Source organism: Hydrophilobacter chitinilyticus (assembly GCF_049860745.1).
In the GTDB taxonomy this organism is placed as follows: Bacteria; Pseudomonadota; Gammaproteobacteria; order Burkholderiales; family Burkholderiaceae_C; genus Rhodoferax_B.
Genome location: NZ_CP187561.1, coordinates 433112 through 455283 on the forward strand (window position 1 = coordinate 433112; position 22172 = coordinate 455283).

21 protein-coding genes are annotated in these 22172 nt (G+C 61.7%); 3 read left to right on the forward strand and 18 right to left on the reverse strand.

Translation table 11 applies throughout. The features are described from left to right. The first annotated feature begins 16 nt into the window (after positions 1–16). Entirely contained in the window at positions 17–1102 is a 1086-nt protein-coding gene (holA, locus tag ACPWMG_RS02130) for a DNA polymerase III subunit delta (RefSeq protein WP_483303020.1), read from the forward strand. 36 nt (positions 1103–1138) lie between these two features. On the opposite strand, the gene ACPWMG_RS02135 is transcribed toward holA, so the two are convergent. Genes ACPWMG_RS02135 through ACPWMG_RS02150 form a run of 4 tightly spaced genes read right to left on the reverse strand, consistent with a single transcriptional unit; the run spans position 1139 to position 6018 of the window. After that, positions 1139–2104 (reverse strand): response regulator, encoded by a 966-nt coding sequence (locus ACPWMG_RS02135; RefSeq protein ID WP_483303021.1) that lies wholly within the window; start codon positions 2102–2104, stop codon positions 1139–1141. Between the two features lie 9 nt (positions 2105–2113). Then, positions 2114–3319: an ATP-binding protein gene (locus ACPWMG_RS02140; RefSeq protein WP_483303022.1), complete on the reverse strand. Its 1206-nt coding sequence runs from the start codon at positions 3317–3319 to the stop codon at positions 2114–2116. 13 nt (positions 3320–3332) lie between these two features. Beyond that, the gene (locus tag ACPWMG_RS02145; protein ID WP_483303023.1) at positions 3333–4673 is read right to left on the reverse strand and encodes a sensor histidine kinase; all 1341 of its coding nucleotides are present in this window, start codon (positions 4671–4673) and stop codon (positions 3333–3335) included. Beyond that, the gene (locus tag ACPWMG_RS02150) at positions 4660–6018 is read right to left on the reverse strand and encodes an SAM-dependent methyltransferase (protein ID WP_483303024.1); all 1359 of its coding nucleotides are present in this window, start codon (positions 6016–6018) and stop codon (positions 4660–4662) included. Before ACPWMG_RS02150 ends, ACPWMG_RS02145 begins: the two co-directional genes overlap by 14 nt. A gap of 310 nt (positions 6019–6328) precedes the next feature. On the opposite strand from ACPWMG_RS02150, the gene ACPWMG_RS02155 reads away from it, so the two are divergent. Next, the gene (locus ACPWMG_RS02155; protein WP_483303025.1) at positions 6329–6814 is read left to right on the forward strand and encodes a nuclear transport factor 2 family protein; all 486 of its coding nucleotides are present in this window, start codon (positions 6329–6331) and stop codon (positions 6812–6814) included. Between the two features lie 94 nt (positions 6815–6908). Here ACPWMG_RS02155 and ACPWMG_RS02160 read toward each other — a convergent pair whose 3' ends face one another. Then, the gene (locus ACPWMG_RS02160) at positions 6909–7733 is read right to left on the reverse strand and encodes a UPF0149 family protein (RefSeq protein ID WP_483303026.1); all 825 of its coding nucleotides are present in this window, start codon (positions 7731–7733) and stop codon (positions 6909–6911) included. 148 nt (positions 7734–7881) lie between these two features. Here ACPWMG_RS02160 and ACPWMG_RS02165 point away from each other — a divergent pair, with 148 nt between their 5' ends. After that, positions 7882–9540 (forward strand): FMN-binding glutamate synthase family protein, encoded by a 1659-nt coding sequence (locus ACPWMG_RS02165; protein ID WP_483303027.1) that lies wholly within the window; start codon positions 7882–7884, stop codon positions 9538–9540. Here ACPWMG_RS02165 and ACPWMG_RS02170 read toward each other — a convergent pair. From ACPWMG_RS02170 to ACPWMG_RS02230, 13 genes are all read right to left on the reverse strand, one after another. After that, positions 9521–9970, reverse strand: coding sequence for a putative toxin-antitoxin system toxin component, PIN family (locus ACPWMG_RS02170; protein WP_483303028.1), 450 nt, complete (start codon positions 9968–9970; stop codon positions 9521–9523). The two genes, ACPWMG_RS02165 and ACPWMG_RS02170, sit on opposite strands and share 20 nt — an antisense overlap. Beyond that, complete coding sequence (locus ACPWMG_RS02175) at positions 9970–11238, reverse strand: THUMP domain-containing class I SAM-dependent RNA methyltransferase (RefSeq protein WP_483303029.1); 1269 nt, start codon at positions 11236–11238, stop codon at positions 9970–9972. The genes ACPWMG_RS02170 and ACPWMG_RS02175 overlap by 1 nt, the downstream gene beginning before the upstream one ends. Before the next feature lie 62 nt (positions 11239–11300). Next, the gene (locus tag ACPWMG_RS02180; protein ID WP_483303030.1) at positions 11301–12896 is read right to left on the reverse strand and encodes an RNA polymerase factor sigma-54; all 1596 of its coding nucleotides are present in this window, start codon (positions 12894–12896) and stop codon (positions 11301–11303) included. A gap of 87 nt (positions 12897–12983) precedes the next feature. Then, positions 12984–13763 carry an LPS export ABC transporter ATP-binding protein gene (gene lptB, locus ACPWMG_RS02185; RefSeq protein ID WP_483303031.1) on the reverse strand — a complete coding sequence of 260 codons (780 nt, stop codon included), beginning with the start codon at positions 13761–13763 and terminating at the stop codon, positions 12984–12986. After that, positions 13760–14404, reverse strand: coding sequence for a lipopolysaccharide transport periplasmic protein LptA (gene lptA, locus ACPWMG_RS02190; protein WP_483303032.1), 645 nt, complete (start codon positions 14402–14404; stop codon positions 13760–13762). The genes lptB and lptA overlap by 4 nt, the downstream gene beginning before the upstream one ends. A 105-nt stretch (positions 14405–14509) precedes the next feature. Next, the gene (locus ACPWMG_RS02195) at positions 14510–15184 is read right to left on the reverse strand and encodes a thiol:disulfide interchange protein DsbA/DsbL (RefSeq protein ID WP_483303033.1); all 675 of its coding nucleotides are present in this window, start codon (positions 15182–15184) and stop codon (positions 14510–14512) included. A gap of 109 nt (positions 15185–15293) precedes the next feature. After that, positions 15294–16061, reverse strand: a complete 768-nt coding sequence (locus tag ACPWMG_RS02200; protein WP_483303034.1) for an SPOR domain-containing protein — start codon at positions 16059–16061, stop codon at positions 15294–15296. 9 nt (positions 16062–16070) lie between these two features. Beyond that, the gene (gene argS, locus ACPWMG_RS02205; RefSeq protein ID WP_483303035.1) at positions 16071–17771 is read right to left on the reverse strand and encodes an arginine--tRNA ligase; all 1701 of its coding nucleotides are present in this window, start codon (positions 17769–17771) and stop codon (positions 16071–16073) included. A gap of 94 nt (positions 17772–17865) precedes the next feature. Next, complete coding sequence (locus ACPWMG_RS02210) at positions 17866–18315, reverse strand: DUF2214 family protein (RefSeq protein WP_483303036.1); 450 nt, start codon at positions 18313–18315, stop codon at positions 17866–17868. Positions 18316–18359: 44 nt separating this feature from the next. Further along, the gene (locus tag ACPWMG_RS02215; protein WP_483303037.1) at positions 18360–18941 is read right to left on the reverse strand and encodes a DUF3016 domain-containing protein; all 582 of its coding nucleotides are present in this window, start codon (positions 18939–18941) and stop codon (positions 18360–18362) included. 44 nt (positions 18942–18985) lie between these two features. Next, the gene (locus ACPWMG_RS02220) at positions 18986–19915 is read right to left on the reverse strand and encodes a LysR family transcriptional regulator (protein WP_483303038.1); all 930 of its coding nucleotides are present in this window, start codon (positions 19913–19915) and stop codon (positions 18986–18988) included. A 55-nt stretch (positions 19916–19970) separates the two neighbouring features. After that, a complete protein-coding gene (locus ACPWMG_RS02225; protein ID WP_483303039.1) occupies positions 19971–21164 on the reverse strand; it encodes a CaiB/BaiF CoA transferase family protein in 1194 nt (397 codons plus the stop codon). Between the two features lie 60 nt (positions 21165–21224). Beyond that, positions 21225–22160, reverse strand: a complete 936-nt coding sequence (locus ACPWMG_RS02230; RefSeq protein WP_483303040.1) for a hydroxymethylglutaryl-CoA lyase — start codon at positions 22158–22160, stop codon at positions 21225–21227. Positions 22161–22172: the final 12 nt, after the last annotated feature.

Below are 22172 nucleotides of genomic sequence, written 5' to 3' on the forward strand. Positions count from 1 at the left end.
CCGGTAAACTCACCCCATGCAGATCGCCCCCGCCAAACTTGCCTCCCAGCTCCAACAGGGCCTGCGCTCGCTCTATACCGTGTATGGTGATGAGCCTTTGCTGGTGCAAGAGGCGACCGACGCCATACGCAACATCGCACGCACGCAGGGTTATACCGAGCGGACGGTACACACCGTGGCCGGTGCGCATTTCGACTGGAGCGGCGTGTTGGCCGCTGGCGGCTCGCTCAGCCTGTTTGCCGACAAACAAATCGTCGAGGTGCGGATCCCTTCGGGCAAGCCTGGCAAAGACGGCAGCGCCGTACTGCAACAGTTGGCGCGCCAGGCGCAAGACAACGACAGCACCCTCACGCTGGTGGTGCTGCCCAAGCTCGACAAGATGACCAAGAGCGGTGCCTGGTTTGGCGCGCTCGATGGCTTTGGCGTGACGGTGCAGGTCGACCCGGTGGAGCGTGCTGCGCTGCCGCAATGGATCGCGCAGCGCCTGGCCGCGCAGCAGCAACGTGTGGCCGGTGGTGAAGCCGGCCAGCGCGCCCTGCAGTTTTTTGCCGACCGCGTGGAAGGTAACCTGCTGGCGGCGCACCAAGAGGTGCAAAAGCTTGGCTTGCTGTTCCCTGCTGGCGAGCTGACCGAAGAGCAGATTGAAAGCGCGGTGCTCAACGTGGCGCGCTACGACGTGTTCAAGCTATCCGAGTCTGTGCTGGGCGGACAGGTGCAACGTGTGCAGCGCATGCTGGACGGCTTGCAGGCCGAGGGCGAGGCCGAGGTGTTGGTGCACTACACGCTGGCCGAAGACATCCGTGCCCTGAAGCGTGTGCGTGACGCCATGGCCGACGGCAAGCCGCTGCCCATGGCTTTGCGTGAGCAGCGTGTGTGGGGGGTGAAGGAACGGCTGTTTGAGCGCGTACTGCCCCGCTTGAGTGCGCCGCTATTGGCAGAACTGTTGCAGTCAGCGCATCTGGTCGACGGCATCGTCAAAGGCCTGAAGGCACCCGGTTGGCCGGCCGATGGCTGGCAGGCGCTGCAACAACTGGCCATGCAGCTTTGCCGCGCCTGCGCCGTGCAGCCACGCCAGGCGGGTGCACCAGCGCAACGCCGGTAGTTACAGCTAGAACGCCGACGCGGCTTCAGCCCGTTTTCAGCGGGCTTGGGCATCCTCGATCAATTGGGTGATGCCATCGGCCATCCACCCCTCAGGCACGGCGCCGGCATCCAGGCGTAGCGCCCAGCCGCCATCCGTACGCTCTACCTGAACAGGGCGGTTCCACTGCAATAGCCATGCGAGCCAGATGGCTTGGTTGGCGGTGGGGACGGCGCCGCCCTCAGCCTCTAGCAGCCCGGTGAACACCGTGCGGTCCAGCACCATCAGCTTGCCGCCTTGCAGTTCCACTTGGCCAGGCAGCGCTTGCACCAAGGCCGCACCGGCTTGGGCAGCGTCGGCAAACGTACCCAAAGTGGCCAGTGCCGCGCGCAAGGCTTGACCGATGGCCACACCGCGTTGGGCTTCAGATTGCGCGAGTTCGGCGTGGTCCAGGCGGCCCCAGTCGATGGCGGGAATCGTGCAGTCCGCAGCACCCGCGGCTTGCACGAAGCTGTGCACGGCGGCCTCGTAGTCCAGGCGCACAAAACCGGCACATACGGGGGCGAGTTGCGCCACGCGGCCGGCCAGCAATTGCTGTTGCTGCACGGCCAGCTTTTCACGCAACATCTCGTCGCGCTCATTGCGCAGGTTCGACAACTCCAGTGCGTTGCGCAAGTCGGTGCGCAGCAACTCCAGATCCCACGGCTTGGTGATGTAGCGGTAGATCTCGCCAGTGTTGATGGCCTCAATCGCCTCGCCCAGCTCGGAGTAAGCGGTGGTCAACATGCGCACGATGCCGGGATGGTTGTCCCGTGCATAGCGCAGCAGTTCGTTGCCGTAGGCCGTGGGCATGCGTTGGTCGGTGATCAGCACGGCAATCTCGTCGCCGCGCGCTTGCAGAATGGCCTGGCCTTCTTCTACGGACGAGGCTGTCAGCACCGGGGCCATGGTGTTGACCAGGCGCTCAAAGTACTTGAGTGCCATGGGTTCGTCGTCGACATACAGGATCTTGTCAGCTCTCATAAACCGTTCTCAACTTGGGTTAGCAATATGGATGGGCCGGAACTGCAGGGTGACGTGTGTGCCCTGCCCGGGAGGGGAATCGATTTCAATGCTGCCGCCTACCGCCTGCATCACGCGGCGGCAAAACAGCAAGCCCATGCCGGAGCCACCATCTTGCTGCTTGGTGGTCATCGGAACATGGGTCAGATGTTTCAAAATTTCGGCGGGAATGCCAGGACCATTGTCGACAAAACGGATCCACGGCAAGGATTGGTCTGACTTCAGGCCCGCCTCTGCGCCGGGCTGCAAACCCATGCTGATATGCAGAGTGGGTTTGTCCATTTTGCGCAAAGCATACAGAGCGTTCTTGGTCAGCGTGCAAAGCACCAGGTACACCAGCTCGCGCCGACCCGGCAGTGAGAAGTCCTGCTGCACTTCACGGCTGATGATGCTGCGTTCGCCCAGGTCGAAAGGGTACTCGTCCAGCAACGATTCGACCAGGCTGCTGGCGGTAACCAGGGGTGCCGCAGCGCCCGGATAAGCGTCGCGCGCCGAGTGCAGAAACGTTTGTACCAGCGACTGGCAATAGACGGTGCGCCGCTCGGCCGACTCCAGCGCCGCCAGCACTTCGCCGGGGCTGCCTTCGCGGAACACAGCCATGCTTTCTGTCTGCGCCGCATCGTCTGGCGAAGGTGCAATGTAGCGCTGGCGCAGGGCGTCCATGTAGCCGCGTACGGTGGCCAGCGGGGTATTGAGCTCGTGCGCCAGAAAGCCCAGCGTTTCGCGCATGGCCAGTGCACGGTGCTCATGCATGGCGCGCTCAAAAGAGCGTTGCCGATGCTGTGCGAGCGCTTGGCGCAGCGTCATCCGCGTCAACTCTTCGTCCAGCGGCTTCTCCAGGATGCGGTAGACGTCGCCTTCATTGACCGCCGTGATGGCCATGTTCTTTTCGGCGTACGCAGTCACCAGCATGCGCACCACACTACGGTAGTCGCGTTGGGCCAGGCGCAACAACTCCAGCCCATGGCGCTGCGGCATGCGGTAGTCGGTCAGCAGCACGGCAATTTCGGCAGAGCGCGTTTGCAGCACCTGCAGCGCTTCGTCGACGCTGGCGGCGGTGAGGATGGTGAACTCGTTGCCAAACATGCGCGCAAACCACTTGCACGCCTGCGGCTCGTCATCGACGTACAGCAGTGTCGAGGCAGAAAGTTCGGGAGACGCGTCAAGTTGCGACATGATTTTGCAGTGCTCAGGCGTTCAGATTCGCCAAGCGCAAGTCGAAGGAGAACTCGGTCCATTCGCCAGTTTCGCTGGCCACGCGCAACTCTCCACCATGCCGGTTGATGATGGCGTAGCTCACACTCAGGCCCAGGCCCAGGCCTTTGCCAACTTCACGTGTGGTGAAGAAAGGCTCAAACACCCGCACAAGATTTTCTGCAGTGATGCCGGTGCCGTTGTCGCGCACAGCGACCTGCAGCCGTGCATCCACACGCTGTGCATGCACACTGATTTTGGGCGTTTTCCGGCCGGACTTCTGCAGTGCCAGGGCGGCATTTCCCAGCAGGTTGATGAGCACGCCGATGACGGCCGGTTCATCGCCGTGCACATGGCTGTCCATGGGAAGATCGGTTGAGACCTCAATGCCCTTAAGCTCAAAGCCAGTGAGCCTTAGTGCCGACTTCAACGCCTTTTCAAACAAGAAGATGCGGCTCGCATCGTCCCCGGGCTTTTGATAGGCAAAGGTCTTGAGGTCGGTGACGATGCCCTGCACCCGCTGCATGCCCTCTTTGGCGTCAGCCAGGCTTTCCTTCAACATCTCGCTACCCAGCGGTGCCGCATCCATCTGGGCCATGTTTAGCGCCATCAGGCTGTAGTTCACGGGATTGTTGACTTCATGCAGCAAACCCGCAGCCAGAGTGCCCAAGGCCGCCATTTTTTCCTGCTGCATCATGTGCCCCTTGATCTCTGCCAGGGCTTTGTTGGTGCTGACGAGCTCGGCGTTCTTTTCCGAGACTTCATGCTGCAACTCAAACAGTCGGATGCGTGCCTTTTCATTGAACCAGGTGCAAAACACGCTAGTGACTGCGGAGAACAGTGTGAACAGCGTGTTCGTGATCAAGCGCGCCGAATTGCTGCCCGCATCTGGATGAAGGGTGCAGGCGGCGACGTACAGCGCCAGTGTGAGAACCGCAAACCCGACGCTTTCTACGAAGCTGATGGGCAAAATAATGCCAACTGCATAGAGGGCTAGATGTAAGCCCACGAAATAGATCGACTGTGCGCCGTCCGTCGTGTAGATCATGAAAGAGATCATGAGTTGCGGCAGCAGCAGCCACAACATCGTCATGGCGCGAACATGCTGTCTGCCGAACTCCGTCAGCAACACACGCAAGATGCCAAAAGTGAGGGCCGCGACCAGCACCCGCAGCAGAGTGAACTCGCTCAAACGTTCGGGGTAGGTGAAGTAGTCGAGTCCAAAGCCTGCGAGCACGAGCACGATCGACGTCACACAGCCGGCCTTGCTGTAGCCAAGCCGGAAGTCTGAGAGCTGCTGCTCGTAGGGCGAGCGGGTTCTGCTAATGGCTTGCAATGGCCACCGCCTTCGATTCTGCTTTGACCGTCAATTCGCCAAAGATATTGACGCCCGTGGCGTCGGTGTAGAGCTTTGATGGCGCGTCAAACCCATTCAGTACGGACTGCATCTGCTCCTCGTTGCGGTAGATGAGATACCACTCGAGCAGATGTTCCATGACGTAGCGCTGCGGGTTGTCGGAGTGCACGTTGGTGACCAGGATGCGTCCGCCCTCGCGCAGCCTGGACACAAAATACTTCACCAGTCGGCTGCAGACCTTGTCGGTTAAATAATCGAACAAGCCAGCGCAATACACAAAGTCGAATTGTTCTTCCGCAGACGCCGTGGTGGCGCGTTGCGCGCGTTTGAGCAGTTGATTGACGGACTCGTGCTGCAGCGTGAAGCGCAAGGATTTGCCGGTGCCGGCCTGTGCTTCCTCCAGCCGTTGCCGGGTGTATTCCAGTGTCTCGCTGCTGAAGTCCACCAACACAAACTCCAGCTTGTCGAAGTCGGGGTTGGTGCGCACGAAGCGCTGAATCTCGGCTGCAGGACCGCAGCCAATGTTCAATACGCGCAAGGTGCGTTGTTCTGCCACGGCCTTTTGGGCCAGCTCGTCCAGCTTGCTGCACAAGATGTCGATGCGATTGCGGTGAGCCTGCGCGACTCCAGCTTTCAAGAACAGCAGGTTGACCAATTGCACGTAGGTGGAAGTGCCTTGCCGTGGGTCGCCCAGGATCTGGTTCACCATTTCGTAGTCGCCTGCATAGCCCAGTGGCTTGGCGAACGTGCGGTAGACGAAAGGGGCTTGCAGAATGAGCGGGTGAATGGCGGCCTGCGCAAAGCTGCGGTGCACGGCGGTCTGCGACTCGTCCACTTGCGAAGCCACGGCTTCCAGGCGGGTCAAAAACTCGGCACCCTTTTCAACCAATGGCTGGGCCAGTCCATAAAACACGTCTTCACTTACGCGACCGTTGGCGTCGCGCGGCAGGCCAGAGGCAATGTCGGCTTGGTCGATCCAGCGCGAGGCTTCAGAGAGATAGGCCCGCATTTCGCTGACCACGACTTGGTAGTCATGCCGAATGGTGAATCTCTTTTGCCAGTCGTCGACAAAAGCCAGCGCCTCTTGGGCGACCGAGGCTTTGTCGAGCCCCATGACCTGCAGGTCTTGCCACTCGTCGCTGAGCGTGACGGACACGACCGACATCAGGCCGGTGTTCACCAAACCCACTACCGCAGCCTTGCCTTGGTAGATGGTCTTCAGCCCGGATCGGATGGTCAGATCACTTAGCACCTCACTGATCCGAACAACCGAGTTGGGCGTATAGAGTTCCATTTCCAACGAGCGCCGCTGGAGACGGGTCAACGTGCCTCGGGTGGGATCTCCCTGGCTGTTACGGAAAACGATAACGGGGTCAATAGATCTGAGAGGCTGCACGGGCTCTTGTACTCACAAACGGCGATACGAAACAAAGAATATCTTTGACAACAGGCGTGGCGAAAATCTGGCTGTGCCCTGCACCGGCGTAGACATCCCGGATCGATTCTGGCATTGTTTCAAAACACAAATGCAGACGCCGTCACTATATCCAGAATGTTGTAGTTCCAACGCGACGGCCATCCCGACGTCTGACCACATACGTCTTCTTTCGTGTCCGCACAGCCCCCCAAAATTTATGCATTTGAATCAAAAGACGCTCGAAACTTTTTATGCCGCTTTTGCGCAACTGGATGCCGAGACCATGGCCCGTTGTTATGCCGAAGATGCGCGGTTTGATGATGAGGTTTTTTCGTTGCGCGGCCAGCAAGAGGTGGCCGGTATGTGGCGCATGTTGTGTGCCGTGACCGAGGCCAAAGGACGCGATGTGTGGCGCCTCACTTTTGACGGCATTGAGGCAGACGCCCAGAGAGGGCACGCCCATTGGGAGGCGCACTACCGTTTCAGTGCCACCGGGCGCATGGTGCACAACATCATCGATGGCGAGTTTGAGTTCAATGCGACGGGCCAGATTGTGGCCCACCGCGACCAATTCAATTTCTGGCGTTGGTCGCGCCAAGCCCTGGGTTTACCAGGCCTTTTGCTAGGGTGGACGCCGATGCTGCGCAGCAAAGTGCGGGCACAGGCGCAGGCCAATTTGCAGAAGTTTTTGGCCACACACTAAGCTCTTTTAAGAGCACTGAAAGGGATGAATACCAGGGCTGCGCAGCCCTGGTATTTCTGTCAGGTCGGAGCGCGTTGACGATCCACGCAGTCGATCAAGCGCCGTGGCACTTCTTGAACTTCTTGCCGCTACCGCAAGGGCAAGGGTCGTTGCGGCCGGGGCCGGCTTCCACGCGCACGGTTTCCACACGTGGGCCAATGGCGCGCCACATTTCAAACAAGTCGTACACCGCCCAGATGCCTTCGCCAAACGCTTCCAGGCGTGCTTTGGACATGCTTGGTGGTGGCTCTTCGCCGCCTTCTTCGTCAGGGCCGAAGGGCGAGATTTCAGCTGGGCCGTCGTCGTCTTCCGACAAGGCCACGATGGCGCCCAAGGCCTGGTCGAGCCACTTCACGGCTTCTTTGTCTTTGGGTGGGGCTTTCCATTCGTCAGGCCAGGCTTCGACGGCAAACATGAAACCCAAGGCCCACACCTGCGCGAACGCGGGCACGGCATCGTCTTCACCATCGGGCAGGGCTTCGGCGCGCTCTTCTGGCGTGAGCGCGGCCAGCATGCCACGCACGTCCATCACCTCGGGCATGTAGGCGCGTGGGTCTTCCAGGTTTTCGATCTTTTGCGACAGTGCATCGGCCACGTGGTTGCAGCGGCGAAGCCAGAGTTCGGTGAAGCGCTCTTCCTGCGCGGCATCAGCAAACGAGCCTTCGCCTTCGTCGCCGGTACCCAGCAGCACGGGCAGGTATTCGCTGGGCAGGATCACACGGCGGCTGCACAACACGGCTGCCATGAAACCTTCACAAAACTCCCACTGCGGGGTTTCGTCGTTGCGTGTGCGCAGGTCCTCCAGGATGTCTTCGAGGGCTTCGTAGTCCTCGGGTTGCAGGTCGAGGGGGGCTTCAGGGTTTTCGGTGATGAGAGTCATGGTGGTGTTCGGTAGGTGTTTGGTGAGGGCGGGTGTTCAAAACGGTACCCGTAAAACCACAACTAGGCGCGAAGAGGGCGGCACTTGCAACAGAATGTGGCGACACTGAAGTTTAGCCAGTAGCATGCGTCGCTGGAGGCCATAACCCATGATGCATTACCTGAACTCCGTCTATCCCGTGCGCTACACCGTTTTCGGACTCAGTTGCATCGGCTTGCTGCTGAGCCTGTTCTACGTGCTGTTTATCGGCACTGGCGGTTGGATATTTCTGCTCTGTCTGGCACTGGTGCTGCTGGGCATTTACGACCTGCGGCAAACCAAAAAGTCAGTGCTGCGCAATTATCCGGTGATTGGCCACATCCGCTACATGCTGGAGTTCATCCGGCCTGAAATTCGCCAGTATTTTTTCGAAGCCGACACCGACGCCACGCCGTTCTCGCGCGCCCAGCGCTCGCTGGTTTACCAGCGCGCCAAGAGCCAGGCCGACAAACGCCCGTTCGGCACGCAGTTGGATGTGCTGGCCGAGGGCTACGAGTGGATCAACCATTCGGTGGCGCCCACCATCGTCGCCACCCACGACTTCCGCACGCTGATTGGGGTGGACTCGGCTACCGGCCAAGCGGCGACGACGTCGAGCTGTACGCAGCCCTACGACGCCAGCATCTTCAACATCTCCGCCATGAGCTTTGGCGCCTTGTCGGCCAACGCCATCCTGGCGTTGAATTCTGGCGCCAAACAAGGCCGCTTTGCGCACGACACGGGTGAAGGTTCCATCTCGGTGCACCACCGCGTGAATGGCGGCGACTTGATCTGGGAAATTGGCTCGGGCTACTTTGGCTGCCGCAACGACGACGGCACCTTCAATGCCGAGCGCTTTACCGAGAACGCGCTTGACCCGCAGGTGAAGATGATTGAGCTGAAGATCAGCCAAGGCGCCAAGCCCGGCCACGGCGGGGTGTTGCCCGGCCCGAAGGTCACGGCCGAAATTGCGCAGGCGCGCGGTGTGCCGATTGGTGTCGATTGCGTTTCGCCTTCAGCGCACAGCGCCTTTTCCACACCGACCGAGATGATGCATTTCATCGCCAAACTGCGCGACCTGTCGGGCGGCAAACCCACCGGCTTCAAGTTTTGCATTGGCCACCCGTGGGAATGGTTTGCCATGGTGAAGGCCATGCTGGAAACCGGCATCACGCCCGACTTCATCGTGGTGGACGGTGCCGAGGGCGGCACTGGCGCGGCGCCGCTGGAATTTACCGATCATGTGGGCGCACCGTTGCAAGAAGGCCTGCAATTGGTGCACAACACGCTGCTGGGCGTGGGGCTGCGCAGCCGCATCCGGCTCGGCTGCGCCGGCAAGGTGATCAGCGCTTTCGACCTGGCGCGCATGATGGCGCTGGGTGCCGACTGGTGCAACTCTGCGCGTGGCTTCATGTTTGCGCTGGGTTGCCTGCAAGCCCAGGCTTGCCACACCGGCCATTGCCCCACGGGCGTGACCACACAAGACCCGGTGCGCCAACAAGCCATCATCGTGCCCGACAAGGCCGAGCGCGTGCTCAACTTCCATCAGAACACGCTGGAGGCCTTGCGCGAAATGGTGCAAGCCGCTGGCCTGACGCACCCGAGCGAAATCACCGCCCACCACATCGTGCGGCGCATGAACGAAACCGGGGTGAAGCTGCTGGTGACGGTGATGCCGCCGTTGAAGGCTGGCGCGCTGCTGAACAACGACATCAGCACGCTGCCCAACGTCTACAAGTTCTACTGGGGCCGTGCCCAGGCTGACAGCTTCAAGATGAAAATTGAATAGCAGTCTGCGCAGTCACACCGTGCGCTAGAAGTCTTTTTCGTAGTGCAAGAACGGCCTTGTCTTTGCTTAACAGCAAAGCTTGGTGGGCCACGGCCAGGTCGATGAAACACTGGTCGTCCGGGTCTTTGCAAACGGTGTTGACGCGCGGAGCCACTTCCACCAGATGGGCGTGTTGGTCGAAGGCGGCCAACACGTCGGCTTTGCTCAGTTCGTAAAGCGCCAGCTTGGGTTGCAGGTGGGTGTAGTCGAGCACCCGCTCTAACTCGTTGCGCATGTGTTGGATGGCGAGCCAGTGCAGGCTGCCCGCCAACAAGCCAGCGCGGATGGGTTCACACACCGGGTCGTTGAACAAGAAGATGTCCAGCACGATGTTGGTGTCGAGCACCACAGACTTAGTCGTAGCGGGTGGTGCCGAGGTCGCCAAGTCCATCAAGCTGGATCGGTTTTGTCGGCGGAGCGGCGCGCCGAGCCGGCCACCATGTCGAAGCGGAACAGGCGGCATTCGATCGGGCCGTTCCACATCGGCACGCGCCGGCTTTCTTTCAGGCGCATGCGGCTGGGTAACTTGAGGTCGGGGGTCAGCACCCAGGCTGTCCAGCCGGCGTAGTTTTTCTTCCAGTGTGTGGCCAGTTGCGGGAAGAAGTCGCCACCGTCGTCGGTTTGCGCTTGTTCGCGGCTGACCACTTGCACGGGTGGCGGCGCATCGCGTCCACCTTGGCGCCCCGTATTGCGGCCCTCCCGCGCGACACCGGCCACGGCAATCCGGTCGCCATACGGTGGGTTGATCATCAGCACACCGCTGGCGGTAGGGGGTTGGCGCTGCAGAGCATCGCCGCCACGAAACTGCACGAAGTTGGCCACGCCCGCGCGCTCGGCGTTGCGCATGGCGAAGTCGACCATGCGGTGGGCCACGTCACTGCCAAAAATCTCGGTGCGCGGAGCGTGTTCAGCCGCGCGGGCCTGGCTCAGCAGCGAATCCCATACGTGCGGTTGAAACGGCAGCAGCTTTTCGAACGCAAAGCGGCGGCGGCTGCCCGCGGCGATGTTGCAGGCGATCTGGGCGGCCTCGATGGCGATGGTGCCGCTGCCGCAGCAGGGGTCGTAAAGCGGGGTTTCGCCATCCCATTCGCTGGCGGCCAGCATGGCAGCGGCCAGGGTTTCCTTTAATGGGGCTTCGCCCTTGTCTTCACGCCAGCCGCGTTTGAACAGCGGCTCGCCCGAGGTGTCCATGTACAGCGTGGCGCGGTCGGTGGTCAAGTGGGCGTAGATGCGCACGCCGGGCCAGCGCGTGTCGACATCGGGGCGGATGCCGTGTTTGTGGCGAAAACGGTCGGCCACGGCATCTTTGATTTTCAGCGCCGCAAAGTTGAGCGAGGTCAGTGGGCTGTGTTGTGCTGTGACTTCGATCTTGAAGCTTTGCTTGGGGGTGAACCAGATTTCCCAGGCGACCTGACTGGCGGCTTCGTACAGGTGTTGTTCGTTGCGGTATTCGGTGTTCGACAACTCGATCAACACACGCTGCGCCAGGCGGCTGTGCAGATTGAGCAGCATGGCGTCGCGCCAAGAGGCGCGCACCAGCACACCGCCACGCAGCACAAGAAGGTCATCGCCTTGCAGGTTGGTGAGGTGGTGCACCTCTTCGGCGAGGAAGTCTTCAACGCCTGCGGCGCAGGGCAAAAATAGCTTGAGCTGGTTCATGGCAAGTAGGTTCGCTGTTCGCGGGTTGGTGCAATGCCGAGTGCGCTACGTGCGCACCGACATTAAAGCGCTTTGCGCAGGTTTGTGGGCGCAATACGCAGCGCCTCGCGGTATTTGGCCACCGTGCGGCGGGCACATTCAATACCTTGCTCTTTGAGCATGTCGGAGAGCTGGCTGTCGCTCAGGGGTTTTTTCGGGTCTTCGGACGAGACAAACTGCTTGATCAACGCGCGCACGGCGGTGCTGGACGCGTTGCCGCCGGTCTCGGTGCCGAGCGACGAGCCGAAGAAGTACTTCAGCTCGAAGGTGCCGTGTGGCGTAGACATGTACTTGGCCGTGGTCACGCGGCTGATGGTGGACTCGTGCAGGCCCAATTCATCGGCAATCTCGCGCAACACCAGCGGGCGCATGGCCAACTCGCCATGGCTGAAGAAGTTCTTCTGCCGGTCGACGATGGCGTTGCTCACGCGCAGAATGGTGTCGAAGCGCTGTTGGATGTTCTTGATGAACCAGCGCGCTTCTTGCAGGCGTTGCTGCAATGCGGCATTGACTGACGCATCACGGCCGCCGCCTTTGTGCTGCTTCAGCGCATTGGCATAAATGTCGTGCACCTTCAGGCGCGGCATCACGTCCTGGTTCAGCCGCACCCGAAAACTCGCCTGGGCGCCACGGCCGACTTTGGAGACGATGACGTCGGGGACGACGATGTTGCGCTCCACGTCCACAAAGCGGCGACCAGGCTTGGGCTCCAGACCCGCAATCAACGCCAGGCCGGCTTTGACGACGCTGTCCGAGGTGCGGCACTGGCTGGCCAGCCTCTTCACATCGCGCCGCGCCACCAGGTCCATGGGGCAGGCACACATCTGAATGGCGACGACGCGGACTTGTTCTTCGTCTTCGTCCAGTTCGTCGTCGGCCATGGCGCGCAATTGCAGCGTCAGGCATTCTTCGAGGGTGCGTGCACCCACGCCCACCGGCTCCAGGCTTTGCAGCAGGCCCAGCGCCATGGTGAAGCGGTGCTGCAACTCTTCAATTTCTTCGAGACCGTCGTCTGGCTCGGCCAGGCTTTGGGCCAGCTCTTCCAGGCTGTCTTCCAAGTAGCCGTCTTCGTTCAGCGACTCTATGAGGAAGCGCAGTGCCGCGCGGTCTTCTTCACTCAGGCGCAAGGCCAGGGCCTGGCGGTGCAAGAACTCGGTGAGCGACATCTGGCTGCGCGCCAATTCGGTGGCGTCGACTTCGCCTTCGCTATCGTTGTTATTGGTGCGTGGCGGCGCGTCACCACCCCATTCGCTGTCGTCGGGGGCGATTTCCGAGGTGCCATCGCCCTCCCAGTTCTGGTTGTCATCCTGGGGGGAAAGCGGGCTCTCGGCGTCGACCTGGCTGTCCGAGCCGGTGTTGTCTGTGGTGCTGGTGGTGCTGCTGGCGGCGTATTCGCTTTCGCGGTCATCACCGCTCACGGGGGCATCGGCATGGCTCAGGCCGAATTCTTCGCGTGGTGCTTCGTCAATGCCGACTTCCAGGAACGGGTTGTCGTCGAGCATCTGCTCGACTTCCTGGCTCAGCTCCAGCGTGGAGAGTTGCAGCAAACGAATCGACTGCTGCAACTGTGGCGTCAACGCCAAATGCTGCGAGACGCGTAGCGATAAACCTTGCTTCATGCGCGCGCCTCCCTCACCGCCAACAGGGTTGGCGGTAGCAGCAGGCCAAGCTGCGCCCCAAAGGTGTTACGCACGCATTCCATGGGCTTACATCCGGAAATGCTCACCGAGGTAAACCCGGCGCACTTCGGCGTTGTTGACAATGTCAGAGGGCGTTCCTTGTGCCAGCACCTGGCCATCACTGATGATGTAGGCGTGGTCACAAATCCCGAGGGTCTCGCGCACGTTGTGGTCGGTGATGAGCACACCAATACCGCGTGACTTGAGAAAGCTGATGATGCGCTGGATCTCGATCACTGCGATCGGGTCGATACCGGCAAACGGTTCATCCAGCAAGATGAAGCGCGGCTGGGTGGCCAGCGCACGTGCAATTTCCACCCGGCGACGCTCGCCGCCAGACAAAGCCAGGGCGGAGGAACTGCGCAAATGCTCGACTCGCAGGTCTTGCAGCAGGTCGGTCAGGCGTTTTTCGAGTTCGGCTTTGCTGAAAGGTTTGCCAGCGTCGTCATGCTGCAACTCCAGCACGGCGCGCACGTTTTCTTCTACGGTGAGCTTGCGGAAGATCGACGCTTCTTGCGGCAGGTAGCTCAATCCCAAGCGGGAACGGCGGTGGATCGGCATGCCTTCAACCGGCTGGCCGTCGATGAAGATATGGCCGCTGTCGGCCCGCACCAAACCCACGATCATGTAGAACGAGGTGGTCTTGCCGGCGCCATTGGGGCCCAGCAAACCGACCACTTCGCCCTTGCGCACCTTCAATCCCACGTCCTTCACCACCTTGCGGCCACCATAGGCTTTTTGCAGGTGGCGGGCTTCCAAGCAGGACGAATCGTCCACCGGGGTCGCGGCGACGTCAGCCGCTGTCACTTGCGCTCCCCGCCGAGTTGCAGGCTGGGGCGCAAGGCCGGTGCCGTGGTGTTGGCGTCTGGCACGGTGGGCGCAGAAGCTGCGGATTTGGGGGTCAACATGGCGCGCACACGGCCGCCTGACGCGGGTGCTGCGGTGCCAGCATTGCCCGCCGCGAGGTTGCGCACGTTGCCATCGACAGTGAACACGCCGGTGGTGTTGTGGTAGTTGATTTCAGCGCCCGTGGTTTCGTCGCTGAGCTTGGTGCCCAGGTAGCGGCGCATGATGGCGCGGCGTACCAGGCGCACGTTGTCGGCCTTGCTGTCGTAATAGATTTCTTCGGCTTCGCCTTCGATGAACTCGTCACCGCCATCGCGCTTCTGCCGGAAAAACGCCAACTTGCCCGGAGCTGCCGTCACCACGCCATATTGGTAACCTTCGGCGTCCTGGCGCACATCGACCCGCGCACCGCGAATGATGATGGTGCCCTTGGTCATGACCACATTGCCGGTGAAGACATTGGTCTGCTTCAGGTCGTCGTAGCGCATGGCGTCTGCTTCGACGTTCATCGGTTTGTCTCGGTCCGCGCTCTCAGCGTGCGCAAAACCACCTGTGAACGCCAATGCGGCCAGAATCAGTGCGATGGAGTATTTGTTTTTCATAGAGGCATGAATCTTGCAGATCATTGTAGCGGTGACAACTGCAGCACCATGAAAAATGCCCGCTTAAGCGGGCATTTAGGTGAGCATTTTTACCGATCAACTTGATCAGGACTTGGCCGGACCGGCCTTGCGTTCCTGGGCGACCAGGTAGTCCACGATCGCCAGGGCACGTGGCATGCCTTGTGCCAACGAGCCGTCGGTGTAGAACTTGCCAGCGACGCCCAGCGCAGGCACACCCTCTACTTTGTAGGCTTCTTGCAACTGCGAAGCTTGGCGCACCTTGGCGCTGACCGAGAACGAGTTGTAGACGTCGGTGAACTTGGCTTTGTCGATGCCTTGTTTGGTTGCCCATTCGAGGACGGCGTCGTCCCGGTCGAGCTTTTGGTGGTCCACGTGGATCGCCTGGAACACCTTACTGTGCATTTGCGGCAACAAATTCATGGCTTCCAGCGTGTAGTACAGCTTTTGGGGCGGCACAAAGCTGCTTTGGAAGTTGACCGGCACGCGGCGGAAAGCCACGTCCTTGGGCAACTGCTTGAGCCAGGCTTCCAGCGTGGGCTCAAAAGCGTTGCAGTGGGGACAGGCATACCAGAAGAACTCCACCACTTCGATCTTGCCCTTGCTGGCGCTGTCCACTGGCGCAGCGGTTTTCAGCACGTTGTAGTCGGTGCCGGCCTTGGGCGCCATGCCCTGGGCTTGTGCTGCGCTGAAGGGGGAAATGGCCAGCGACGAGGCGGCCACAGCCCCAACAGATGCCAGGGAAAATTCACGACGTTTCATTTTTACGATCACTCCTTATGGCCGTTCAGACCAGGGGCGGTTGGAAAAGTTCAGCAACCACGCAACATCTGCGCGGCATTCATACGAATGGGGCTGATTTTGTCTTGAATTAGCGCTGCACGCGCACCAGTGCACTTTCGGTGCCTAGGTCTTCCAGGCGGGTGCGGGCTTGTTCGGCATCGTCTTTCTTGCCGTAGGGGCCCATGCGTACGCGGTACACGGTGCGACCGGACTGTTCGCGCTCCGTCACCTTGGCTTGCAGGCCAGACATGGCCAACTTGGCGCGCTGGGCTTCGGCGTCTTCGGGGGTGCGGTAGGCACCAGCTTGCACAAAGTATTGGAATGGATCAGCGTCAGCCGAGTTGGCAGCGTTGGCTGAATTGGTACTGGCCGTCGCAGCGGCGGTCGTGGTCGTCACGCCCTTGGATTTGGCGCGCGCCAAATCCCCCAGCGGGTCAAAGTTGGGGTCTGACGCTGGATTCGGCTTGGGGTCGGTCTTGGCTGTTGCGTTGGGCACGTTGGTCACGGGCGTTGGCGCTGCCACAGGCGCTGGCGCAGGGGCGATGCCCGCGACGGCAGGTGCGCCGGGGGCAGCAGGCACCACGGCGCCTGTAGCGGTTGCGGTGGTCGCGCCGGCATCGGGTTGAATCGCACGCGCTGGATTCTTGCCCTGTAGAGGGGTGTTGGGATCCCAGCTTTTGTTCTTCTGCTGCTCGGCCGCATCGCGGTCTGCAGCAGCGTTGAGGCCCTTGCCGGTGACAAATGGCACCGGCACCTTGGTCACGTACACGGCCACGGCCAGGGCGGCACCCAGGCCGATCACCAGCCCGAGAATGAACCCAATGACCGTTCCACCACGTTGTTGTTGCTGCTTCATGAAGGTCTTCTACATTTTCTTCGGCGCGCTCACACCGAGCACGGCCAAGCCATTGTGCAATACCTGCGCGGTGGCGGCGACCAGCGCCAGACGGGCCTGGCGCACGGCCAAGTCGTCCACCAAAATGCGCTCGGCATCGTAGTAGCTGTGGTAGCTGGCGGCTAGGTCACGCAGGTAGAAGGTGACGTCGTGCGGCGCGAAATCGGCGCAGGCGCCGGTCAGCATTTCGGGGTAACGGGCCAGTTGCATCATCAGCGCCTGGGCTTGTGGGCTGGTGAGCGGCGAGAGGTCGGCCGTAGCCAGGCTTTCCACGCCAGCACCGCCACCCTGTTCTTGCCAAGCGGCGAGCACCGAGCAGATGCGCGCATGCGCGTACTGCACGTAGTACACCGGGTTGTCATTGTTCTGCGCCAGCGCCAGGTCGACGTCGAACATGTATTCGGTGTCGGGCTTGCGGCTGAGCAGGAAGAAGCGCACGGCGTCTTTGCTGGTCCAGTCGATCACGTCGCGCAGCGTGACGTAGCTGCCGGCGCGCTTGGAGATCTTGACCTCTTCGCCGCCGCGCATCACACGCACCATGGTGTGCAACACGTAGTCGGGGTAGCCTTCTGGAATGCCTTCGCCAGCGGCTTGCAGGCCGGCGCGCACGCGCGCGATGGTGCCGTGGTGGTCGGTGCCCTGGATGTTGACCACGCGGTGGAAGCCGCGCTCCCACTTGGCGATGTGGTAGGCCACATCGGGCACAAAGTAGGTGTAGCTGCCGTCGGTCTTGCGCATCACACGGTCTTTGTCGTCGCCGTAGTCGGTGGAGCGCAGCCACAGGGCGCCGTCTTGCTCATAGGTCTTGCCAGCGGCGATCAGCTTGTTGACCGCTGCCTCGACGCGGCCGCTGGTGTAGAGGCTGGACTCCAGGTAGAAATTGTCGAAGCGCACGTCAAAGGCGCGCAGATCCAAGTCTTGCTCGCGGCGCAGGTAGGCCACGGCAAACTCGCGGATCGAGTCCATGTCGTTGATGTCGCCGCTGGCGGTGACTTCGCGGTCGTCGGCCTTCACGGTCTTCTTGGCCAGGAAGTCGTTGGCGATGTCGCCGATGTAGTCGCCGTTGTAGGCAGCGGCTTTTTCGCCGCTAGGCCATTCAGCGTCGCCAGGCTTGAAGCCCTGGGCGCGCAGCAACGTGCTGGTGGCCAGCGTGCCGATTTGCACACCCGCGTCGTTGTAATAAAACTCGCGGTACACGTTCCAGCCCTGGGTTTGGAACAGATTGCAGATGGCATCGCCCAGCGCAGCCTGGCGGCCGTGGCCCACGTGCAACGGGCCAGTGGGGTTGGCCGAGACGAATTCGACCAACACGCGCTGGCCCTTGTCGGGCTGGGTGCCGAAGGCGGTGCCGGCGGTCAACACTTCGCGCACCACTTCTTGCTTGGCGGCGGGCTTGAGTTTGATGTTGATGAAGCCGGGGCCGGCGATTTCTACCGCGTCAACCCACTGCTGAAACGCGGGTGTGGCCAGCAGTTCGGTGCGCAGCTGTTCACCCAGCGCGCGCGGGTTGGCCTTGAGCGGCTTGGCCAGTTGCATGGCGGCCGTGATGGCGAAATCGCCGAGTGCGGCCATCTTCGGCTGCTCGAAAGCAGCTTTTTCGCCCGCACCGGGCAGAATCTTTTCCAGCCCGCCGGCCAGGGCCGCGAGCAAATCTTGTTTGACTGAGAGCATGCGGGTGATTTTACGGGCGCCCAGCCCGGTCGCCGCTATCGCGGTGCGGAACCAGGGCGCCTCAAGGTGACAAGGTGCGACTTATTCTGAAAGATCAACCAAATCCGCGCGCCAAAAACACCGCCGCCAGCGGAATCAATACCAGCAGGTGTGCCTCTACCATCACCAGCTTGCGGGTTTTGCGGATTTCCACCTCGGTGGGCAGCGCGCCGCTTTGGCGCAGGGCTTTGCGCCAGCGGATGAAGCGCAGCGTGGGGACGATGGAGATCAGCCCAACGATGACGAATAGCGTGAGTTTGAGGTGCAGCAGGGGCTGGCCCCAGTACCAAGCCGAGCCCTTCATGCCCCACCACACCCGTGCCAGCCCTGTGGCCAGCACCGCCACGGCTGCGGCGCCATACACCGCATCGATGCGCGCCAAGCGCTCCACCACCGCCGCGTTGAGCCATTCTGGGCGGCAAAGTGCCGCTTCGCTGGAGAGAAACACTACCATCGTGAGGATGGCCAGAAAGTGCGCGTAGGCAAGCAAGGCTTCAATCGTCATGCAGGTTCTCCGTGGGGGCGGCTTGGGCCGCTCAGGTCTGATGGTCAGCTGGCGCGGGGACGAAACTCCTTGTCCACCCAGTCGTCTACCAGTTGTTTTTCAAACCGTAGCGGATCGCCGGGGTAGAAGTCGAGGTTGGTCATGAAAGTGTTGTCGCGCAATTGCCGCTTGCCTTCGCTCAGCACCTGGCCATCGGCTGCACGCAAGGTGAACTGCAGGTCGACGCGGGGTGGATAAACGTCGCGCACGATGCGCACATCGCCAGCAGGCCCGGCGCGCCATGGCTCGTTGCGGCCGGCGCGTTCTACGTTGGTGATGGAGACTTCAACCTGCTGACCTGCAGTGAGTTTGACGCCCACCTTGTCAGCGATGTGTTGGCCCAGTTGCGGCAACCAAGTCTTTTGGGCGGCCCCACCATCGCGGCCGAAGTCGTACGCCGAGTTGTATTGGCTGGGGTCGGCAAAGTGAACCGTGACCGGGCCACGCACGACGTCGTCTATGCGTGTGGCGGCGGTGCGTTGGGCTGTGGCTTCGGGGCTGGTGTCGGTGGCGCAGGCACTCAGCACGCCGGCCAACATCAGCGCGGCCAAGCTTCGAGATAAGCCATCAAACGAAACGTTAAACATAAGCACTCCCAGAATTCAGTGCGGAAGAATGCCACGCGCCACGATCACGGTAAATCGCGGCTGAAGAAGCCGGGCTGGCCATAGTGGTGTTTTAAATAATCGATCCACAAGCGCACGCGCAGCGGCATGTGTTTGCGTTGCGGAAAGACCGCATAGATGCCATTCGGCGGCGCGGCAAAGTCTTCCAGCACGGCCACCAGTTGACCTGAGGCGATCTCGGCCTCGACCTCCCAGGTGCTGCGCCAGGCAATGCCCCAGCCGCCCAGGCACCAGTCGTGCAGCACTTGGCCGTCAGAGCAATCCAGGCGGCCGGCTACGCGCAGGTGCGTGACGCCCGTGCCGCCATCCTCCCGTGGAAGCTGAAACGCCCAGCCGCGTGTTTGCGAAGCTTCGCTCGAAAGCGTCAGGCAGGTGTGCTGCGCCAACTCGCTCGGGTGGCGCGGTGTGCCATGGCGCTGCAGATAGGCGGGGGTGGCGACGCACAAGCGGCGGTTGTCGCCGATGCGTTGGCTCACCAGCGAGGAATCGGGCATGTCACCCACCCGCACGGCGCAGTCGTAGCCTTCGCCCGTCAGGTCGACCAGGCGGTCGGAGAGGTTGAGCGACACCGCCACCTCCGAGTGAATTTCGCCAAACAGCGGCACCAGCGGCGCCACGTGGCGGCGGCCAAAGCCGGCGGGTGCTGTCACGCGCAAATGCCCGCTGACTTTGACGCCCCCGGCGCTCACGCTGGCCTCGGCGTTTGCCGCATCGGCCAGCACGCGTTGGCAGTCTTCCAGGAAGGCCGTGCCTTCGTGTGTGAGGGTGAGGCGCCGCGTGGTGCGCACCAGCAGCTTCACGCCCAGGCGTTCTTCCAGCGTGTCGAGCCTGCGGCCGATGATGGCGGGCGCGACGCCCTCAGCGCGCGCGGCGGCGGTGAGGCTGCCTTTGGTGGCGACGGAGACGAAGGTTTCGAACTGTTTGAATTTATCCATGGAGCGCTAAGCTAAAAAGGCCGTCTGCGCTTGATGGATCAGCGTAGATAGCTATCTAATTTACAGCAGTTGCGCCCGCCGCCAACATCGCCTCTACCTGCGCCTCGCTGTAACCCACCTCGCGCAGCAAGGCGCGGGTGTGTTCGCCCTTGAGCGGCGGCTGCAGGCGAATGCCTGGACGCTCGCCGCCAATGGTCAGCGGCATCAGCGGCACTTTGGATTGTGTGCCGTCATTCATGCGCACGGGCGCTAGGCCACCGGTGGCGTTGAGGTGCGGGTCGTCAAACAATTCCTGCGGCTTGGTGATGGGCGCAAACGGCAGCTCGTTTTTCTCGAACACGTCGCTCAACTCGGCCGCGCTGTAGCCGGCCAGGCGCTCGCGCAGCACGGGCATCATCCACTCGCGCGCCAGCACGCGGTCGTTGTTGGTGCGCAGGCGTTCGTCGGCTTGCAGGTCTTGCAGGTTCAATGCCTGGCAGAAGATGGCCCATTGTTTGTCGCTCACCACGGCCAGGAAAATTTGCGCGTCGTCTTTTACGCTGAACACGTCGTAAATGCCCCAGGCCGAAATGCGGCTGGGCATGGGCGCAGCGGCTTTGCCGGTGGCGGCAAATTGCATCATGTGCTGGGCCACCAGGAACACGTTGTTCTCAAACAGTGCGGACTGCACCTCGCAGCCCTTGCCGGTCAACTCGCGCTGGCGCAGCGCGGCCATAGCGCCAATGGCGCCGAACATGCCGCCCATGATGTCGTTCACGCTGGTGCCCGCGCGCAGCGGGTCGCCGGGGCGGCCGGTCATATAGGCGAGGCCACCCATCATCTGCACCACTTCGTCGAGCGCGGTGCGGTGGTCGTAAGGGCCGGGCAGAAAACCCTTGTGGCTGACGTAAATCAAGCGCGGGTGCATTTTGGACAAGGTGGCGTAGTCCAGCCCGAGCTTTTGCATGGTGCCGGGTTTGAAGTTCTCGCTCACGATGTCGGCTGTGGCGATGAGTTTGCGCGCGGCCTCCACGCCTTCAGGCGACTTCAAATCCAGCGCGATGCTTTTCTTGTTGCGGTTGAAGGTCGGGAAGAAGCCCGCGCCCGAGCCCAATAAGCGGCGCGTGGCGTCGCCCTCGATGGGCTCGACCTTGATGACCTCGGCCCCCAGGTCGCCCAGCAACAGGCCACAGGTCGGGCCCATCACCATGTGGGTGAATTCAACAACACGCACACCGGCGTAGGGGAGGGCTTGGGGGGAGGTGGACATGGATTAACTAAAAATTCAGATTATCAAAAATGGTAGCTGCTTGCGCTGATACAGAAAGCGCTAGAGCCTAATTTGGCTAAAACCTTTGGGCAAGCCCGCCTCGGGCGTCATCCCGTACACCGCCTCGCCGGGCAGCCCGGCCATCAACGGCGTGCGCGCGGCCATCAGCTTGTCGAGGTTGACGCCGGTGCGCACACCCATGGCCTCCAGCATGAATACCAGGTCTTCGGTGACCACGTTGCCCGACGCGCCCGGGGCATAAGGGCAGCCGCCCAGGCCGCCCAAAGACGCATCAAACGTGGTCACACCTTCTTCCAACGCGGCCAGGCAATTGGCCAGGCCCAAGCCACGGGTGTTGTGCATGTGGGCAGCGCCAGCCTTGCTGCCCAATTCAGCGCGCAGGCGTTTGAACAGGCGGCGCACTTGGGCTGGGTTGGCGTAACCCACGGTGTCTGACAGGCCGGACTCATCCGCGCCCGCCGCCACACATTGCACGGCCAGCGCGATGACTTCGTCTTCTGGCACCACGCCCTGCAGCGTGCAGCCAAACGCGGTGGAAATGCCGGCCTCCAGCAACACCTGCGGGGCCATGGCGTGGCGCAGTTCGGAGATGGCGCGCACCTCTTCCACCATTTCTTCTGGCGTCTTGCGCACGTTGGCCAGCGAGTGCGCACGGCTGGCCGACACCGGCATGGTGAGCTTGTGCACCCCGGCTTCCAGCGCGGCTTGCGCGCCCTTGCGGTTGGGCACCAGCGCCATCACCACTAGGCCAGGCAGGGTGATGGCGTGGCGCACCACTTCGGCGGCATCGGCCATTTGCGGCAGCAGCTTGGCGGGCACGAACGAGGCGACCTCGATCTCGCGCAGGCCGGCGGCGTAGAGCGCGTCGATCCAGCGCAGCTTGTCGGCCGTGGGCATGGTGGCTTTGACGGATTGCAGGCCGTCGCGCGGGCCGACTTCGCTGATCAAGACTTGGGTTGGTGTGGCTGAAGACATGGGACGCTTTGA

Bases quoted from the DNA above. Each gene is read 5' to 3' on its own strand.
- holA (WP_483303020.1), top strand. From the start codon at position 17: ATGCAGATCGCCCCCGCCAAACTTGCCTCCCAGCTCCAACAGGGCCTG.
- ACPWMG_RS02135 (WP_483303021.1), bottom strand. From the start codon at position 2,104: ATGAGAGCTGACAAGATCCTGTATGTCGACGACGAACCCATGGCACTC.
- ACPWMG_RS02140 (WP_483303022.1), bottom strand. From the start codon at position 3,319: ATGTCGCAACTTGACGCGTCTCCCGAACTTTCTGCCTCGACACTGCTG.
- ACPWMG_RS02155 (WP_483303025.1), top strand. From the start codon at position 6,329: ATGCATTTGAATCAAAAGACGCTCGAAACTTTTTATGCCGCTTTTGCG.
- ACPWMG_RS02160 (WP_483303026.1), bottom strand. From the start codon at position 7,733: ATGACTCTCATCACCGAAAACCCTGAAGCCCCCCTCGACCTGCAACCC.
- ACPWMG_RS02165 (WP_483303027.1), top strand. From the start codon at position 7,882: ATGATGCATTACCTGAACTCCGTCTATCCCGTGCGCTACACCGTTTTC.
- ACPWMG_RS02170 (WP_483303028.1), bottom strand. From the start codon at position 9,970: ATGGACTTGGCGACCTCGGCACCACCCGCTACGACTAAGTCTGTGGTG.
- ACPWMG_RS02175 (WP_483303029.1), bottom strand. From the start codon at position 11,238: ATGAACCAGCTCAAGCTATTTTTGCCCTGCGCCGCAGGCGTTGAAGAC.
- ACPWMG_RS02180 (WP_483303030.1), bottom strand. From the start codon at position 12,896: ATGAAGCAAGGTTTATCGCTACGCGTCTCGCAGCATTTGGCGTTGACG.
- lptA (WP_483303032.1), bottom strand. From the start codon at position 14,404: ATGAAAAACAAATACTCCATCGCACTGATTCTGGCCGCATTGGCGTTC.
- ACPWMG_RS02195 (WP_483303033.1), bottom strand. From the start codon at position 15,184: ATGAAACGTCGTGAATTTTCCCTGGCATCTGTTGGGGCTGTGGCCGCC.
- ACPWMG_RS02200 (WP_483303034.1), bottom strand. From the start codon at position 16,061: ATGAAGCAGCAACAACAACGTGGTGGAACGGTCATTGGGTTCATTCTC.
- argS (WP_483303035.1), bottom strand. From the start codon at position 17,771: ATGCTCTCAGTCAAACAAGATTTGCTCGCGGCCCTGGCCGGCGGGCTG.
- ACPWMG_RS02210 (WP_483303036.1), bottom strand. From the start codon at position 18,315: ATGACGATTGAAGCCTTGCTTGCCTACGCGCACTTTCTGGCCATCCTC.
- ACPWMG_RS02215 (WP_483303037.1), bottom strand. From the start codon at position 18,941: ATGTTTAACGTTTCGTTTGATGGCTTATCTCGAAGCTTGGCCGCGCTG.
- ACPWMG_RS02220 (WP_483303038.1), bottom strand. From the start codon at position 19,915: ATGGATAAATTCAAACAGTTCGAAACCTTCGTCTCCGTCGCCACCAAA.
- ACPWMG_RS02225 (WP_483303039.1), bottom strand. From the start codon at position 21,164: ATGTCCACCTCCCCCCAAGCCCTCCCCTACGCCGGTGTGCGTGTTGTT.
- ACPWMG_RS02230 (WP_483303040.1), bottom strand. From the start codon at position 22,160: ATGTCTTCAGCCACACCAACCCAAGTCTTGATCAGCGAAGTCGGCCCG.